The following is an 18,189-nucleotide window of genomic DNA, read 5'->3' on the forward strand; positions in this document are numbered from 1 at the left end:
TATGAAAATACTAATTACTGGCGGTGCTGGGTTTATTGGTTCGGCTGTCATTCGGCATATTATTAACAATACTACTGATCACGTTGTGAACGTTGACAAATTAACCTATGCCGGAAATCTTGAGTCGCTTTCATCCGTAAGTGATAATGAACGATATGCGTTCGAACAAGTTGATATCTGTGATAGAAATGAGTTGGATCGCGTGTTCAATCATTATAAACCGGACGCGGTTATGCATCTGGCCGCAGAGAGCCATGTTGACCGCTCAATTACTGGACCTACAGCTTTTATCCAGACAAATATTGTTGGTACGTATTCTTTGCTTGAATCGACTCGAGCATATTGGTCTACCTTAGATAATGCTGCGAAACAGAAATTCCGTTTGCATCATATTTCTACTGATGAGGTTTATGGCGATTTGCCTCATCCAAATGAAATTTCAAAAGGCGAAGCATTACCGCTATTTACTGAAAATACCGCTTATATGCCAAGTAGTCCTTATTCGGCATCTAAAGCTGCAAGCGACCATTTGGTGCGTGCATGGCTCCGTACTTATGGTTTACCTACAATAGTAACCAACTGTTCAAATAATTATGGGCCATACCATTTCCCTGAAAAACTGATCCCACTGGTAATTCTAAATGCACTTGAAGGTAAACCGTTACCAGTTTATGGCAATGGCGACCAAATCCGTGATTGGTTATTTGTCGACGATCATGCTCGTGCACTCTATACCGTTGTGACTAAAGGTAAAGTGGGAGAAACCTATAATATTGGTGGACATAACGAAAAGCAAAATATCGAAGTGATCCGGACTATCTGTAATTTGCTTGATGAAATTGTGCCTAAAGGAACATCTTACAAAGAACAGATCACGTATGTTAGCGATCGGCCTGGGCATGATCGTCGCTATGCGATAGATGCACAAAAAATTAGTACCGAGCTTGGCTGGGTACCGCTAGAAACATTTGAGACGGGTATTCGCAAAACGGTTCAATGGTATCTGAATAATCAAGAATGGGTTGCGAATGTAAAAAGTGGAACCTATAAAACTTGGATTGAACAGAACTATGGGGGTCGCAACGCTTGAATATTCTGCTATTTGGAAAATCTGGTCAGGTCGGTTGGGAACTCCAGCGCGCACTGGCGCCTTTAGGAAATATCACGGCAGTTGATGTCCATTCAATGGACTATTGTGGTGACTTTAGCAACCCTGAGGGGGTTGCCGATACGGTGCGTCGGGTCAAGCCTGACGTCATTGTTAACGCTGCTGCACATACTGCCGTCGATAAAGCTGAATCAGAGCGCGAACTGGCACTACTCATTAATGCTACCGCCGTTGAAGCTATTGCGAGAGAAGCGCAAAAAATTGATGCGTGGGTTGTTCATTACTCAACGGACTACGTATTCCCTGGAACAGGTAAAAATCCCTGGTTAGAAAGTGATACACCGGCACCATTAAATGTCTATGGTGAAACGAAATTAGCGGGTGAGCGAGCACTCCAGAATACCAGTAGTAAATATCTTATATTTCGCACAAGTTGGGTTTACGCCAGCAAAGGCAATAATTTTGCAGCGACGATGTTACGCCTTGCAAAAGAACGAACTGAAATGTCGGTCATCAACGATCAATATGGCGCTCCGACAGGTGCCGAGTTGTTAGCTGACTGCACTGCGCACGCTATTAAGTCAGTTCTCAATCAACCTAATTTAGCAGGTGTGTACCACCTCGTCGCATCAGGTACAACGACTTGGTTTGACTATGCTTCATTGGTTTTTGAAGAGGCAAGACGCTCAGGTATAGAACTTTCACTGGAAACACTCAATGGCGTACCGACGGAAGCGTGGCCGACACCAGCCAGACGTCCACATAATTCACGTCTGGATACGAGTAAGTTTCAGCAAAGCTTCGCGCTAACGTTACCTGCCTGGGAAATAGGGGTAAAACGCATGTTAGCAGAACTATTTTTATCTCAATGAGTGTGACAAATTTAATGCGCTCAATTGAGCAAACAATATATGAGAACGAGAATGACTACGCGTAAAGGAATTATTTTGGCGGGTGGCTCCGGGACACGTCTTTATCCGGTGACAATGGCGGTAAGCAAGCAATTGCTGCCAATCTATGATAAACCTATGATTTATTATCCATTAACGACACTAATGCTTGCAGGTATCAAAGATATTCTTATTATTAGTACGCCGATGGATACACCACGCTTTGAACAATTGCTTGGTGATGGCAGTCAATGGGGATTATCACTGCAATATAAGGTTCAACCGAGCCCGGATGGATTAGCACAAGCCTTTATCATAGGTGAAGAGTTCATTGGTGATGCCAATTGCGCGCTTGTTCTTGGTGATAATATTTTCTACGGTCATGATTTACCGAAAGAACTTGAGGCCGCGGTAAACAGCAATAAAGGTGCCACCGTTTTTGCTTACCATGTTAATGATCCTGAACGTTATGGTGTTGTAGAGTTCGATAAATCCGGTCTCGCTATAAGTCTCGAGGAAAAACCACTTGAGCCTAAGAGTAATTATGCGGTAACTGGATTGTATTTCTACGATAATGATGTAGTAGATATGGCAAAAAAACTTAAGCCTTCTGCACGGGGTGAACTTGAAATTACAGATATTAATCGTCTATATCTTGAGAAAGGAAATCTTTCTGTCGCTATGATGGGGCGTGGTTATGCATGGCTGGATACCGGCACGCATCAAAGTCTCATAGAGGCCAGCAATTTCATCGCAACTATCGAAGAACGTCAAGGGCTGAAAGTGGCTTGTCCGGAAGAAATTGCATACCGTAAAGGCTTTATTGACGCAGAACAGGTTAAAAAACTGGCAGAACCACTTAAAAAGAATGCATATGGTCAGTATTTGCTTAAATTAGTGAAGGATGTTTGAACGTGAAAGTTATTGAAACCTCTATCCCTGATGTTAAGATCTTCGAACCAACAGTTTTTGGCGACGAGCGTGGATTCTTTTATGAAAGCTTTAGTCAGAAAATATTCAACGAAGTGGTGGGTAATCATGTTGAATTTGTACAGGATAATCATTCTAAATCCAGCGAAGGGGTACTGAGAGGATTACATTATCAGATGCCTCCCTACGCACAAGCAAAGCTTGTACGCTGTATTGTTGGGGAAGTTTTTGATGTTGCTGTTGATGTACGCGAAACATCACCGTATTTTGGCAAGTGGGTCGGGGTTCATCTTTCAGCGACAAATAAACGACAATTATGGATCCCTGAAGGCTTTGCCCACGGCTTTTTAACCATAAGCGAAAAAGCGGAGTTCATCTATAAAACAACAAATTATTACAATAAAGCATCAGAAGCGGGTATTATTTGGAACGATCCTGATATTGAAATCCATTGGCCGTTAGGTGATTTAAGTATTACTCTATCGCAAAAAGATGAGAAATTACCATATTTCGCATCTGCTTCTTATTTCTGATATTAATTAGTATGAATAAATCAATATTTGTTACTTTTGCTGGCGGTTTACTGTCAGCGATTTTAACTTTCATGGTTAATGTTGTTGCAGCAAAATTTCTTATTGTAACTGAGTTCAACCAGTTGGCTGTATTTATTAATGCAACTGTTATTCTAAGTGCAGTTTTTGAATTCGGTCTTTCATCATCACTGATAGTAATTTTTAAAAAGAAAGATAAGCGCCATTGTGAAATGCTAACAAGCTTAGCAATAGCTGGTATGATTGGTTTATTTATATTAATGTTGCCCTTTGTCTATTTTTATTGGGGTGGCAATAGCGTATTGTGTGTGTTTGCGTCCTTGTTGATGGCCGTTCATAAGGTTCTTAACATATTCAATCAAATCGATGAGTCGTGGGGGCGCTATTCTTTTAATAATGTCCTAAGCAATGCGGTAAAATTAGGTTTTGTCACAATAGCCGTAATTATTTATCCAAAAGATGTTTTTTTTGCGTTGATGGGACTTACGGCTGCCTATATCATTTCTATTATTTATATCATCAGAGGGTGTTATATACATTTAAGTTTCACGTGTAAATACTACTTTTTTAAAGATGATCTACCAATATTGTTCAAATTGTATTTGGTGACAGCTATTGTCGCATTGTTGATGCGTGCAGACGTCATCATTATCGATGGAATGGGCTTTAATGCAGCTAATTATTTTATCGCAAGCACACTTTGCATGCTTATACCCTTACTTAACTCGTCAGTGATGGCAGTACTGGTTAAAGTTGGTATTAAAAATGTTCAAAAGAAGCAGAAGATATTTTTCATTGCTTTTATCATATTAGGTTATCTCGTTTTTTCGAAACTAGTTCTTTCATTATTATATGGTAACACTTACGAATCAGCAGCAACAATCATGTATGTTCTTGCCATTGCCTTCTCTGTTGGTCTGTATTTCACAGACAGGGAAAGCGTACTTTACCATCAGTCCAACAACCGATTACTTTATCTCAAAATCACACAATTAGTTGTTATGTTTATTACATCCTACCCTTTAATAACTTATCTTGGTGAAATCGGGATGGCATATGCGGTACTGCTATCACGTCTGGTTGGCTGGCTATATCTTATTACAATTTGTGAAAATGAAAAAAAAATCTGAAATCACGTTATGGGGTTATTACGGCTATAAAAACCTTGGCGATGACGTAATGCTTGATGTATGCCTTAAAGCCATTAAGCAATCGCAATGTTACAAAAATATCAATGTCTATGGACATTACGATAAGGAAATAGTTCAAAATGGTGTCTTTTACAGACCTTTAGGGGGCTTTAAAAATAAACTTCGCTTTTTGACTGTATTAAGACGGTCGGATAAACTTGTTTGGGGGGGGGGGACCTGTTTTTATAAAGATGAAAATACAGGTTACTCCGGACTTATACTGTTGTTTATCATTTCATTATTTTGTTTTATTAGTGGTACAAAAAATTATTTTGTGGGTGTGGGAATTGGTAATTTGACTACAAGGTGGGCAAAAATACTTGTTAATTTGATTCTCAAGCTTTCAAAGCATATTGTTTTTCGAGATGGTAAATCATATCGAATAGCGGTACAAGAATTGCAAATAAAGAATTGTGAATTGGGTGGTGATCTTGTTCTGTTAAACGAAATTTTTACTGATCCTGAAAAGGAAATATATAATGAATCCTTTATTTCAGTATCCGGACATTATGCTTATATTGGTGATGAAAGGTTGATGCATAATTATACAACTGTCATCAATGCCATCATTAAGAGCACTGGTATTTTTAATATTTGTTTTGTTTCAATGCATCAAGATCCAACAAATAACGACCATGCATTTCATCGTAAATTAAGTGAGTATCTTCCGAGTGAAGTTAATTTTCATTTTTGTGACGAAAATGAATCAATTCAGAAAATTGCTTTATCAAAATACCATATAGGGATGAGATTACATTCTCTTGTCTTCGCTACATTATATAATGTTCCACTGGTTGCATTCACATATTCTCCGAAAATAAATTCATTTTTGGAAAATATGTATAATAATCCACGTGTGTTTGATGGCACTTCAATGGTAGAAAATCTTGGGTTAGAACAAATGACTTGCTCTGATTTGAATATATCGAATATATCTGATGAAAAAAAACGTGCTCTAAAAGCCTTAACAGATGTGGTGAAAAGCTAACATCATTGGAGAGTTCATGAGTCGAAATGAATTTGGCCATATTTTATTTTGGTCACTAATATCCTTTACTTGGATAACATTCCTTGCAGAAAATATGGCTGGCATGCTAGTTTCAATATTAGCATTTTTCATATTAATATATTATGGGTTATTTAAGAAAAAAAAACTTATTGAGATAAGCTTATTTTTACTTTTCTTGATTCCTGAATATCCAAGAGACATACTTTTTCTGTACGATTCCTTAAGTTCCAACGAAATTTTTTATAATACAGTAAACACTGTAAAAATAGGCCCATTAACATTATTTTATTGGGCAATAATTACATTACCCGTAGCGGCTGTTGTATTCAATAAATTTAAGCTTAGTACTGCATCAGGAACAGCTGTCTCTGCCGTAGTACTTTTATTGGCATGGCTGGTATTCATTACAGTTATCAATGACCAACCTTTCGATTTATCCATAGCGATTACAAATGTAAAAATATATATAGTTTTAATGTGTGTATTTTTACTTCTTTCAAACTGGAAAGAACAAGAGCTTAAGGCTCAGTTGCAAGACTTTTTAATATTTTTGCCGGCAATTATCGGTTTGCGAGTTATTTTATTTATTGCTTATGATTTTACTTTAGGAACGCCTTCTTGGGATTACTTCACTCAGCCGTTGATTTCGGTAATAGCATTTATTTTGTTTTTGCAAACTAAAGATAGAACCATTTTCGAGAGATCTATAGTTTATAGAATTCTTTTTTATATATCATTGTTCTCTTTAAGTCGTGCTTTGATAGGTATAGTTATTTTGACATTGGTTATTTCTTTCTTTTTGTCAAAAAAAATAAAGCTGAAATTTAAAGTTTTGATGGAAATTATTCCATTCTTTACGGTGCTTTGCTTTGCTGTACTGGTTACCAATCCTAACTTATATAACTTTTTACTGTGGAAAGTATCTGATCTTAATATTTTTCAAGAAAATAAAGAGATGTCCGGGTCCGGTAGGGTTAGGCAATATGAAGTAATCAATATTCTTGATGGAAATGAGAGTTCCGAGCTTAAAGTAATATTAGGGTATGGTCTTTCAGGTAGTTTCAATTTTGACAAATATCCTCTACCGATCCTTGAAGCACTTGACAGTAAAAGTTTCTCCGAAAAGGAGCGGCTTGGGAATAGGTATTTCTTCCCTCACTCTTTCGTAGCAGCAAACCTATTGCGGGGTGGTTTGTTACTCCTTCTGTTTTATCTATTTGTGCATCTAGCGCTGTTTGTTTATTTCATTAAGACTGATGAATACTATTTATCAGTACTCTCAATATTTCTGATTTATAACTCATATGTACGTGTTGAATATGCATTGCTTTTGTCAATAATTATTACACTCGCTTTAATGAAAAATCAGGTGAATACTATTCAAAAAAATTCTGACAAGGCTACACATTCATGAATCAAGTTACATTAATCTCAACTGTCTTCAATGAAGCTGCATCAATCAAACGATTTTGTGATTCTATCCTCAGCCAGACCGACATTCCTGATGAAATAGTTATTGTTGATGGAGGTTCAAGTGACGATACTGTGAAGCTTATCAAGGAAGCTTTTGCTGCTTTGGCTGGTCAATGTGAATTAAATGTCATAGTCGATCCGCAATGCTGCAAAAAGTATTCAAAGGGACCAATAGCTCGTGGTCGCAACGTGGCAATCCGCAATGCAAAGTACGATCGAATCCTGGTGACTGATGCTGGTTGTATCGTTGACAAGGATTGGGTCAAAAACATGAAAGAGTGCTTTGATGAAGGAGCCGACATTGTCTCTGGAACTTATAAGGCTCGAGTAACAAACAAGTTTCAGCTGTATACTGCCGATATATTTTGCCCTACTCTTCCACCGGACATGCCAGCAAAAAGCTTTTTACCGAGTTCACGTTCACTTGGCTTTGAAAAAAAAATTTGGGAACGTGCTGGGGGGTATCCAGAAGATTCCTATACCGCAGAAGATACCGTGTTTATCTTGCGTGCTTTTGAACAGACTGAACGCGTAAAAATAGCCCATAATGCATTTGTATATTGGGATTTACCTGTTGATTTTAATGAATTAAAGTCGAAGTTGATCAACTATGGCATTGGGGATGGATATCATCGGCTTGATAAAAAGAAATATTTTGCTCGAATGGTTGCGCTTATACTCTTTCCAATAACGGTACCTGTTATGTTATTAAAAGGTAAGAAATTAATTGCCTTGCCAATGTATTATTATATGTTGAATGGATATGTGAAAGGTCTGCTGCAGAATAAGTGAGATTATGAAAATGGATAATAATTATATCGTTCCCGTCATCATGGCTGGCGGATCCGGAACTCGTTTATGGCCACTTTCGCGATCCACATATCCTAAGCAATTTTTGAAACTTATTGGTGAAGCGACGTTGCTGCAGGAGACAATCGCTCGTCTTGATGATATCCCTCATGATAGAACTATTATTATGAGTAACGAAGATTATCGATTTATTGTAGCGGAACAACTACGTACGATTAATTATAAAAAGGCTGATATTATTCTTGAGCCTGAAGCAAAAAATACTGCTCCCGCCATTGCTTTATCAGCATTTCATGCTTTATCCTATAATAAGAATGCAATATTAGTAGTCTTAGCAGCAGATCATTATATCGAAAATAAAGAGAAGTTTAGTTATCTGGTTGCCGAAGGCGTTGATGCAGCTATAAAGGGCTATATCGTTACTTTTGGGGTTGTTCCTAATAAAGCTGAGACAGGTTACGGTTATATTCGCTCTGGTGATGAGTTAGATAAAAACCTATACAAGATTGACTCGTTTGTTGAAAAGCCATCTCTTGAAAAGGCTGAACAGTATCTTAAGGAAGGTACTTATTTTTGGAATAGTGGTATGTTTGTATGTAAGGCTTCTACATATTTACATGAACTAAAAAAATTTGCTCCTGATATACATTCAGCTTGTGAAAAATCGTTGCTTCAATCACAAGCTGATATGGATTTCTTACGGGTAGATGCAGATGCTTTCAACTGCTCTCCGAAAGACTCTATTGACTATGCCGTTATGGAACATACTGAACGTAGCGCGGTCATTCCATTTTCTTCCCAATGGAGTGACGTGGGATCCTGGCTCTCGCTATGGGAAACATCTGAAAAAGACGAATCGGGAAATGCGAAAATTGGTGACGTTATTTGTGTAGATAGCGCAAATAACTATATGTATTCGTCAGATTCGCTGGTGACTTTAGTCGGTGTCGAAAATCTCGCTGTTGTGCAAACTCAGGATGCGTTACTGGTAGCGTCATTAGATAAAGTTCAAAACGTTAAGGCGGTTGTTGAAGAACTGAACCGCTTAAAACGTAAAGAACATATTTTGCATACCGAAGTGTTCCGTCCTTGGGGAAGTATTCGTTGTTACACTCGAAGTAATAATTATATCGTAAATAAAATCGTCATAAATCCCGGGGCTGGAATTTCTCAGCAGTACCATCATCATCGCGCCGAACACTGGATTGTTGTTAAAGGAACTGCATATGTAACTAAGGGCGATAAAAAAATCTTTGTTACTGAAAACGAATCAACCTATATTCCTATTGGAGTGATGCATAGCATTAAGAATAATGGCCGCATTCCTCTTGAGGTTATTGAGATACAATCTGGCTCATATCTCGAAGAAGACGACATCTACAGGGATTAATGCTTAAGGAAATGGCTCATGAATAATTTATCTACGAAGGATATTATAAAAAAAAGTACCATTATGTTTGGTACTAGCGGCGCACGAGGTATGGTAGAAGAATTCACCGATTTAGTCGTGCGCGCTTACGTTTCAAATTTCGTCGCTGTTGTAAGTAAAATAAAAAAAACTGAAGAAGTTTTTATTGCTATTGATAATCGCCCCAGCAGCTATGGTATCGCGTTGAGCTGCGCTAATGCATTGAAAAATCTTGGTGTCGAATATCGCTTTTTTGGTGTTATTCCTACACCAGCATTAGCCTATCACTCGCTTAGCAAAGGAGTGCCAGCAATTATGGTAACCGGTAGTCACATTCCTTTCGATAGGAATGGGCTGAAGTTTTACACTTCTACAGGGGAGATCACTAAGCAAGACGAGTTGGATATAACGAGCTCTGACATACCGCTGAATGATTCCATAATTATCGAAAAATTGACAATAGATGAATCAGCTAAAAAAAATTACATTAATAGATATACTCATTTCTTCCCGGATGGCTGTTTGCAGGGATTGAGGATTGGCATTTATGAGCACTCTAGTGCTGGACGTGATGTCTATCCATTTATCTTTGAGAATCTTGGCGCTACGGTAATATCGTTGGGAAGGACACAAGAATTTGTGCCCATCGATACTGAAGCTGTATCAGAAGAAGATAAGCAAAAAGCCCGCATTTGGAGGAATGAATTTGACCTTGATGCAATATTTTCAACTGATGGTGATGGTGACAGGCCGCTTTTGACAGATGAAAACGGTGAGTGGTTGCGTGGAGATATACTGTGCATTCTAACCGCTATTGCTCTTGGTGTGAAAGCTGTTGCTACACCGATATCTTCCAATACGCTCTTGAATCAATGCGGCAAATTTGACGAAGTGTTATTCACTAAAATCGGTTCGCCTTATGTTATTGATGGTTTATCAACATTACTTTCCCATCATGATACTGTCGCTGGCTTTGAAGCAAATGGTGGTTTTATTCTGGCAAGCTCAATCCACCAGGCCGATAGGATTATTAGTGCATTGCCAACCCGAGATTCTGTTCTTCCAGCACTGGTAGTTTTAGCTGCCTATGCAAGAACTGGGATTAAAGCTGCGTTAGACTCGCTGCCACAAAGATTCACTTATTCTGACCGTATTCAGGCTTTTCCACCTCATCAGTCCACACCTTTGATTAATCTTGGTAAAGATAAACCTGATGAACTTTTGGCCTATTTGGGCCTGAACAAGGCCATAGTTAAGGTTGATTATACAGATGGTGTTCGGATGATGTTAGAAGACACATCCATACTTCATTTTAGAGCTTCAGGAAATGCTCCTGAATTGAGGATTTATGCAGAAGCATCTGAAGAGAGTGCGGCGAAAGAGCTTGTTTTATTTTGCAAAGAGAAACTCAAACATCTCTCTTTAACCTGAATTTCAGTAAGGAATGATTCCTATGATGAAAGTACTATTCATCTCCCGTCCCACATTGTTCAGTGGGCCAGGTGGAGATACCATTCAGCTCCTCAAAACAAAACAGTATCTTGAAAAAATTGGTATTTCTATAGATATTTTTGATGGCGGCGAAATAAATTTCGATAGTTATGATTTGATCCACTTTTTTAATCTAAGGAATCCTCAGGATATCCTCCATTATGTTCGTCAGGCTAAAGATAAAAATAAGCCCATGGTTCTTTCGACGATATGGGGTACTTATTATGAATGTGACCAAAAGGCGCGAGTAGGTCTGCAGCGCTGGGTGGCTAATAATTTTCAGGAAAGCATGGTTGAGTATTTAAAGACAGCGATGCGAATCATCAAAAATAGAAATTTTCACTCTGGAACTATTGAATATCTTTTTAAAGGCCATATGAGAGCTCAGCGAGAAATTGCACGGGCTGTTGATGTGCTTCTACCTAATAGTCCTACTGAACTTGAACGCGTCCGCCATGACATGGGGCTGCCAAGGAAAGCTGGCGTATCTGTAGCGAATGCCGTTGATTTGAATGTCTTTAATTTTCACGCAACGGATTCATCAAAATATCACAATCTTGAAGGTTGTTTACTCAGTGCAGCGCGAATAGAAATTCGTAAGTGTCAATTAGAACTGATTCGCGCGTGTAAAGACCTGCCATACAAATTAGTATTAGTTGGTAAGCCAAGCCCTAACAGTTTAAGCTATTACGAGCAATGTAAACGAGAAGCTGGTGAAAATGTCATTTTTATTGAGCATGTTTCTCAGGAAGAACTTGCTGCTTTATATAAAGTGGCAAAAGCGCATGCATTAATATCATGGATGGAAACGCCAGGGCTTTCTACGCTTGAAGCTGCAGTGATGAACTGTAATGTACTTGTCACAGATCGTGGTGATACTCAATATTATTTTGAAGATATGGCTGTCTACTGTGAACCTGGTGATGTTTCATCGATACGTCAGGGGGTGATTGAAGTCATGGAGAAGCCTTTTAGTACAAAATTAAAAGAGCGTATCGTTTCTAATTTCACTTGGGAGCATACTGCTGAACAGACCCTGGATGGCTACAAACTGTCACTACAGTTACATACTAAATGAATGAATCTATGAAGAAGATTGCGGTAGTTGGTACTGTTGGGATCCCTGCCTGTTATGGGGGGTTTGAGTCTCTGGTACAAAACTTGGTTGATTACCAAAGTGAAAATGTTTCCTATACGGTTTTCTGCTCATCAAAGCATTATCAAAATCAACCAGCGCATTATAAAAATGCCCGACTTGAATATGTTTCTTTAAAAGCAAACGGAGCCTCGAGTATCTTTTATGATATTTATAGCTTATTCCGTTGCCTTAAGGGGAAGTATGATGTTGTACTGATTCTTGGGGTCTCAGGATGTATTGCACTGCCAGTTTTCAGACTTTTTTCACATTCTAAAATCGTCACTAACATTGATGGTCTTGAGTGGCGTCGTGAAAAGTGGGGGCGTCTGGCTAAATCTTTCCTCAAACTGTCAGAAAAATTAGCCGTAATCAGTTCAGATGTTGTTATTTCAGATAATCAGGCAATTGGTGACTACGTTAAGTCTGAATATAATAAAGATAATGAGGTCATTGCTTATGGGGGAGAGCATGCCCTGATAAAAGGACAGGTGGTCCCTGAACATAAATCTGATTTTTATCTTTCGCTATGCCGTATAGAACCAGAAAACAACGTCGCTATGATTCTCGAATCTTTCGCTGGTTCACCGTATAAACTCAAGTTTGTCGGTAATTGGAATAACAGTGATTACGGCCTGTCATTGAAGGAAAAGTATAGCCAATTCGATAATATTGAAATTATCGATCCTGTATATGACGTTTCGGTACTGTTTGACTTGAGAAGTCAGTGTAAAGGATATGTTCATGGTCACAGTGCTGGCGGTACGAATCCTTCACTCGTTGAAGCGATGCAATTTGGTATGGAAATTATCGCCTTTGATTGTAATTTCAACCGCTATACAACGGAAGATAAAGCACATTATTTCTCTTCTGATACGCACTTAAGGGATATTGTTGGGAATATCGAACTCTCTGTTCTCAAACCGACAGGAAGAGATATGGCAGAAATAGCTTCCAGGCGGTATCAGTGGTCAGAAATTACGCGCTTATATGAACAGACTTACAATTAGCGGCCCTTTTAAAAGTCACATCCTTTTGACAATCAGCAGAGTATGGTTAACAGCATCTTCCACTACCCATTTTTACTGATCCTGAGTTAACATCATAGATACATTCAAGCCACGTATTTTTCGTGGTGACCACACCTGACAGGAGTATGTAATGTCTAAGCAACAGATCGGCGTTGTCGGTATGGCAGTGATGGGGCGCAACCTGGCGCTCAACATCGAAAGCCGTGGTTATACCGTCTCCGTTTTCAACCGCTCCCGTGATAAGACTGAAGAAGTCATCGCTGAGAATCCAGGCAAGAAACTGGTTCCTTTCTATACGGTTAAAGAGTTCGTTGAGTCTCTGGAAACGCCTCGTCGTATCCTGTTAATGGTGAAAGCGGGCGCGGGTACCGATGCTGCTATCGATTCCCTGAAACCGTATCTGGAAAAAGGCGACATCATCATTGATGGCGGGAATACCTTCTTCCACGACACCATTCGTCGTAACCGTGAACTGTCTGCGGAAGGCTTTAACTTCATCGGTACCGGTGTTTCCGGTGGTGAAGAAGGCGCACTGAAAGGCCCATCTATCATGCCTGGCGGCCAGAAAGAAGCGTACGAACTGGTCGCGCCTATCCTGACCAAAATTGCAGCCGTTGCTGAAGACGGCGAGCCGTGCGTGACCTATATCGGTCCTGACGGTGCTGGTCACTATGTGAAGATGGTCCACAACGGCATCGAGTACGGCGATATGCAGCTGATTGCCGAAGCATACTCCCTGCTGAAAGGCGGCCTGAACCTCTCTAACGAAGAACTCGCCGAGACCTTCACCGAGTGGAACAAAGGCGAGCTGAACAGCTACCTGATCGACATCACTAAAGATATCTTCACTAAAAAAGATGAAGAGGGTAAATACCTGGTTGATGTGATTCTGGATGAAGCAGCGAACAAGGGTACCGGTAAATGGACCAGCCAGAGCTCTCTGGATCTGGGCGAGCCCCTGTCCCTGATCACCGAATCTGTGTTTGCTCGTTACATTTCCTCTCTGAAAGAGCAGCGCGTTGCCGCTTCAAAAGTGCTGTCTGGTCCTCAGGCCAAACCAGCTGGTGATAAAGCTGAATTCGTTGAGAAAGTTCGTCGTGCGCTGTATCTGGGTAAAATCGTCTCTTATGCACAAGGTTTCTCTCAGCTGCGTGCCGCTTCAGACGAAAACAACTGGGATCTGAACTACGGCGAAATCGCGAAGATCTTCCGTGCTGGTTGCATTATCCGCGCTCAGTTCCTGCAGAAAATTACTGATGCGTACGCTGAAAATGCCGGTATCGCGAATCTGCTGCTGGCACCGTACTTCAAGAAAATCGCGGACGAATACCAGCAGGCGCTGCGTGACGTGGTTGCTTATGCTGTGCAGAACGGTATCCCTGTTCCGACCTTCTCCGCTGCGGTGGCGTACTATGACAGCTACCGTGCTGCCGTACTGCCAGCGAACCTGATTCAGGCACAGCGTGATTACTTCGGTGCGCATACGTATAAACGTATCGATAAAGACGGTGTATTCCATACCGAATGGATGGAATAATTTAATCAACTGGCTGTGAACAAAACCCGGAGAATTCTCCGGGTTTTTTTTATCATGATAATGATGTTTTTTTCGAAGAAGTCTGAATGTCAGCCCACTCGTAGGGATTACTCCTGGTTTGCCTTGACAGTCCTGTTGGCAAGAAGGTACAAAGCCCAACAGTCAGGTTCATCGCGATGGTCACGCGACCATCAATACAGTTAACTCACAGAAGTCATTAGCGAATGAAAATAACTATCTCCGGAACCGGTTATGTAGGTCTCTCAAACGGCATTCTGATCGCACAAAACCATGAAGTGGTTGCACTGGATATCGTGCAGGCCAAAGTGGATATGCTCAACCAGAAGAAGTCACCGATTGTTGATAAGGAAATACAGGATTATCTTTCAAATAAACCGCTGAATTTCCGTGCCACGACGGACAAAGAAGACGCCTACCGCGACGCAGATTTCGTCATCATCGCCACACCAACGGATTACGACCCTAAAACCAACTACTTCAACACCTCAACCGTAGAAGCGGTGATCAAAGACGTTATCGCAATCAACCCAAAAGCGGTGATGATCATCAAATCGACCATTCCGGTAGGCTTCACCAAATCGATTAAAGAAGAGTTGGGTATTGATAATGTCTTCTTCTCGCCAGAGTTTCTGCGCGAGGGCAGGGCGTTATACGATAACCTGCACCCATCCCGTATCGTGATCGGTGAGCGCTCTGAGCGTGCGGAACGTTTTGCCGCACTGCTTCAGGAAGGCGCAATCAAGAAAGATATTCCGGTACTGTTCACTGACTCCACTGAAGCCGAGGCGATCAAGCTCTTTGCCAATACCTATCTGGCAATGCGCGTGGCCTACTTCAACGAGCTGGACAGCTATGCAGAGAGTCTGGGCCTGAACACCCGCCAAATCATCGAAGGCGTGTGCCTCGACCCGCGTATCGGTAACCATTACAACAACCCGTCGTTTGGCTACGGCGGTTACTGCCTGCCAAAAGATACTAAGCAGCTGCTGGCAAACTATCAGGCGGTGCCAAACAACCTGATTTCCGCGATTGTGGATGCCAACCGCACGCGTAAAGACTTCATCTCTGATTCGATCCTTGCGCGTCAGCCGAAAGTGGTGGGCGTCTATCGTCTGATCATGAAGAGCGGCTCTGATAACTTCCGCGCCTCGTCTATTCAGGGGATCATGAAGCGTATTAAGGCGAAAGGCGTGCAGGTCATTATCTATGAACCCGCGATGCAGGAAGACGAGTTCTTCCACTCCCGCGTGGTTCGCGATCTGGACGCTTTCAAGAAGGAAGCGGATGTGATTATCTCGAACCGTATGGCGGAAGAGCTGGCAGACGTGGCGGACAAGGTTTATACCCGCGATCTGTTTGGTAGCGACTAATCCTCTGTCTACCGCACATAAAAAACCCGGCTCATGCGCCGGGTTTATTTGTATTAAACCTTATAGAAATTACGGTACCAGTCGACAAAGCTCTTCACTCCGTCTTTAACCGAGGTCTGCGGTTTAAAACCAATCACGTCATATAACGCCTTCGTATCGGCGCTGGTTTCCAGTACGTCACCGGGCTGGATGGGCATCATGTTTTTCTCTGCCTTTTTGCCTAACGCGTCTTCCAGCGCGGTAATGTAATCCATCAGCTCGACAGGCGAGCTGTTGCCGATGTTGTAGACGCGATACGGTGCGGAGCTGGTCGCTGGCGAACCGGTCTCGACGGTCCAGTTTGTATCGGCCTGAGGGATCACATCCTGCAGGCGGACGATCGCTTCAGCGATATCATCGATGTAGGTGAAGTCACGCTTCATCTTGCCGTAGTTGTAGACATCGATACTCTTGCCTTCAATCATCGCTTTGGTGAACTTAAACAGCGCCATGTCCGGGCGTCCCCACGGACCGTACACTGTAAAGAAGCGAAGCCCGGTCGTCGGCAGGTTGTAGAGATGCGAGTAAGTGTGCGACATCAGTTCATTGGCTTTTTTGGTCGCCGCATACAGTGAAACCGGGTGATCCACTGAGTCGTCAGTTGAGAACGGCATCTTACGGTTCAGGCCGTAAACGGAGCTGGAGGAAGCATACAGGAGGTGCTGAACCTTGTTATGGCGGCAGCCTTCCAGCACGTTGAGATGGCCCACCAGGTTAGCATCTGCATAGGCGTGCGGGTTTTCCAGCGAGTAGCGTACGCCCGCTTGCGCGGCCAGATGGATCACACGGTCAAATTGCTCACTGGCGAAAAGCGCGGCCATACCTTCGCGGTCGGCTAAATCCAGCTTGTGGAAGGTAAAATTATCGGAGTCGAGCAGATCCAGACGTGCCAGCTTCAGGTTCGGATCGTAATAGTCATTCAGATTATCAATACCGACGACCTGATGGCCTGCATCCAGCAGTCGCTTGCTGACATGTGAACCGATAAAGCCTGCTGCGCCCGTTACCAAAAATTTCATATCTTTCCTCGTTAACGCTTCGTTCTTGTTGACGCCTGAGGCATCAGAATTTGTCTATGATAGCGCGTAGCGCATAAGTTACATAACCCATCTTTCCGATATAACTCATCGAATTCCTATAGAAAAATCTGCAGCAACAGATAAACTACGTAAACATTATGTTTTTTGCCCTTTTCATCTGTTAGGGATTGTATGACACAAAACAACAATAGCCTGGTCACTCGCAATACTGACCCGGAGCAAATTGATTTACTTGATTTAGTGCTGCAACTTTGGCGCGGAAAGTGGGTAATAGGGGCGTTTGTCGCTGTTTTTATCGTATTAGCAGGCGTATACATCACGGTAGCAAAAGAGAAATGGACCTCATCTGCTATCATTGCCCAGCCCGATGCGGCTCAGATTGCCACCTACGCGAATGCGTTGAATATCCTTTACGGCAGTGCTGCTCCGGCGATGCTGGACATTCAGACTCGTGCGATTGGTCGTTTCAATTCCTCATTCTCGGCTTTAGCCCAGGCGCTTGATAATCAGGAAGATCCGGAAAAACTCACTATCGACGCAACTGTTAAAGGGCAAGCACTGCCTTTGACCGTAAGTTATGAGGGTGAATCCGCAGAAGCCGCTCAAAAGCAACTGGCACAGTACATCCAGCAGGTCGACGAGCAAACCGCAAAAGAGTTGACTCTCGACCTCAGGGATAACATCAAACAGCAGATCACCACTCTGAAAGACTCTCTGGAAAACCAGGAGAAGGTTTCTCAGGAGCAAAAAGATCTGCGAATCAAACAGATCGTTGAGGCGCTTAAAAACGCCGAAGCGGCAAAAATCACAACACCTCAGATTCAGCAAACTCAGGATGTCACTCAGGAAACCATGTTCCTGCTGGGAAGCGAAGCGCTGAAGTCAATGATTGATAACGAAGCGTCACGTCCGCTGGTCTTCTCAGCTGCGTACTACCAGACCAAACAAAACTTACTGGACATCCAGAACCTGAACGTGAACCCGGACACCATTCACGTTTACCGTTATGTGATGAAACCGAATTTACCTATCCGTCGCGATAGCCCGAAAAAAGCCATCACCCTGATTCTTGCCGTGCTGCTGGGCGGGATTATCGGTTCGGGTGTGGTACTGGGCCGCAACGCGCTGCGCAACTACAAGCCAAAAGCCTGATTCG

General features: G+C 41.8%; 16 protein-coding genes. 15 read left to right on the top strand and 1 reads right to left on the bottom strand.

All coding sequences use genetic code 11. The annotated features are described in order from the left end of the window. Nucleotide 1: 1 nt before the first annotated feature. The 14 genes from rfbB to ugd all read left to right on the top strand — a co-directional run bounded on the left by rfbB (nt 2) and on the right by ugd (nt 15,954). Entirely contained in the window at nt 2–1,090 is a 1,089-nt protein-coding gene (gene rfbB / locus KK102_RS10660) for a dTDP-glucose 4,6-dehydratase (protein WP_216357549.1), read from the top strand. Continuing rightward, nucleotides 1,087–1,980 (top strand): dTDP-4-dehydrorhamnose reductase, encoded by an 894-nt coding sequence (rfbD, locus tag KK102_RS10665; RefSeq protein ID WP_216357550.1) that lies wholly within the window; start codon nt 1,087–1,089, stop codon nt 1,978–1,980. Before rfbB ends, rfbD begins: the two co-directional genes overlap by 4 nt. A gap of 51 nt (nt 1,981–2,031) precedes the next feature. Then, nucleotides 2,032–2,910 (top strand): glucose-1-phosphate thymidylyltransferase RfbA, encoded by an 879-nt coding sequence (gene rfbA, locus KK102_RS10670; RefSeq protein WP_216357551.1) that lies wholly within the window; start codon nt 2,032–2,034, stop codon nt 2,908–2,910. Nucleotides 2,911–2,912: 2 nt separating this feature from the next. After that, nucleotides 2,913–3,461, top strand: coding sequence for a dTDP-4-dehydrorhamnose 3,5-epimerase (rfbC, locus tag KK102_RS10675; RefSeq protein ID WP_216357552.1), 549 nt, complete (start codon nt 2,913–2,915; stop codon nt 3,459–3,461). Nucleotides 3,462–3,472: 11 nt separating this feature from the next. Then, on the top strand, nt 3,473–4,609 hold the full coding sequence (locus KK102_RS10680; RefSeq protein ID WP_216357553.1) for an MATE family efflux transporter: 1,137 nt from the start codon (nt 3,473–3,475) through the stop codon (nt 4,607–4,609). Beyond that, nucleotides 4,593–5,657: a polysaccharide pyruvyl transferase family protein gene (locus tag KK102_RS10685; protein WP_216357554.1), complete on the top strand. Its 1,065-nt coding sequence runs from the start codon at nt 4,593–4,595 to the stop codon at nt 5,655–5,657. Before KK102_RS10680 ends, KK102_RS10685 begins: the two co-directional genes overlap by 17 nt. A 16-nt stretch (nt 5,658–5,673) precedes the next feature. Then, a complete protein-coding gene (locus KK102_RS10690) occupies nt 5,674–7,092 on the top strand; it encodes a hypothetical protein (RefSeq protein WP_216357555.1) in 1,419 nt (472 codons plus the stop codon). Further along, nucleotides 7,089–7,943: a glycosyltransferase gene (locus tag KK102_RS10695; RefSeq protein ID WP_216357556.1), complete on the top strand. Its 855-nt coding sequence runs from the start codon at nt 7,089–7,091 to the stop codon at nt 7,941–7,943. The genes KK102_RS10690 and KK102_RS10695 overlap by 4 nt, the downstream gene beginning before the upstream one ends. A gap of 10 nt (nt 7,944–7,953) precedes the next feature. Next, on the top strand, nt 7,954–9,351 hold the full coding sequence (locus KK102_RS10700) for a mannose-1-phosphate guanylyltransferase/mannose-6-phosphate isomerase (RefSeq protein ID WP_216357679.1): 1,398 nt from the start codon (nt 7,954–7,956) through the stop codon (nt 9,349–9,351). An 18-nt stretch (nt 9,352–9,369) separates the two neighbouring features. Then, nucleotides 9,370–10,800 (top strand): phosphomannomutase, encoded by a 1,431-nt coding sequence (locus tag KK102_RS10705; protein ID WP_216357557.1) that lies wholly within the window; start codon nt 9,370–9,372, stop codon nt 10,798–10,800. Between the two features lie 22 nt (nt 10,801–10,822). Then, nucleotides 10,823–11,938 carry a glycosyltransferase family 4 protein gene (locus KK102_RS10710; RefSeq protein WP_216357558.1) on the top strand — a complete coding sequence of 372 codons (1,116 nt, stop codon included), beginning with the start codon at nt 10,823–10,825 and terminating at the stop codon, nt 11,936–11,938. A gap of 8 nt (nt 11,939–11,946) precedes the next feature. Further along, nucleotides 11,947–13,005: a DUF1972 domain-containing protein gene (locus tag KK102_RS10715; protein ID WP_216357559.1), complete on the top strand. Its 1,059-nt coding sequence runs from the start codon at nt 11,947–11,949 to the stop codon at nt 13,003–13,005. 151 nt (nt 13,006–13,156) lie between these two features. Further along, entirely contained in the window at nt 13,157–14,563 is a 1,407-nt protein-coding gene (gene gndA, locus KK102_RS10720) for an NADP-dependent phosphogluconate dehydrogenase (protein ID WP_216357560.1), read from the top strand. A 224-nt stretch (nt 14,564–14,787) separates the two neighbouring features. After that, complete coding sequence (ugd, locus tag KK102_RS10725; RefSeq protein ID WP_216357561.1) at nt 14,788–15,954, top strand: UDP-glucose 6-dehydrogenase; 1,167 nt, start codon at nt 14,788–14,790, stop codon at nt 15,952–15,954. Nucleotides 15,955–16,007: 53 nt separating this feature from the next. On the opposite strand, the gene KK102_RS10730 is transcribed toward ugd, so the two are convergent. Then, the gene (locus tag KK102_RS10730; protein ID WP_216357562.1) at nt 16,008–17,012 is read right to left on the bottom strand and encodes an NAD-dependent epimerase; all 1,005 of its coding nucleotides are present in this window, start codon (nt 17,010–17,012) and stop codon (nt 16,008–16,010) included. Nucleotides 17,013–17,204: 192 nt separating this feature from the next. On the opposite strand from KK102_RS10730, the gene wzzB reads away from it, so the two are divergent. Further along, complete coding sequence (gene wzzB / locus KK102_RS10735; RefSeq protein ID WP_216357563.1) at nt 17,205–18,185, top strand: LPS O-antigen chain length determinant protein WzzB; 981 nt, start codon at nt 17,205–17,207, stop codon at nt 18,183–18,185. Nucleotides 18,186–18,189 lie beyond the last annotated feature (4 nt).

The organism is Enterobacter quasimori, from assembly GCF_018597345.1.
Taxonomy (GTDB): domain Bacteria; phylum Pseudomonadota; class Gammaproteobacteria; order Enterobacterales; family Enterobacteriaceae; genus Enterobacter; species Enterobacter mori.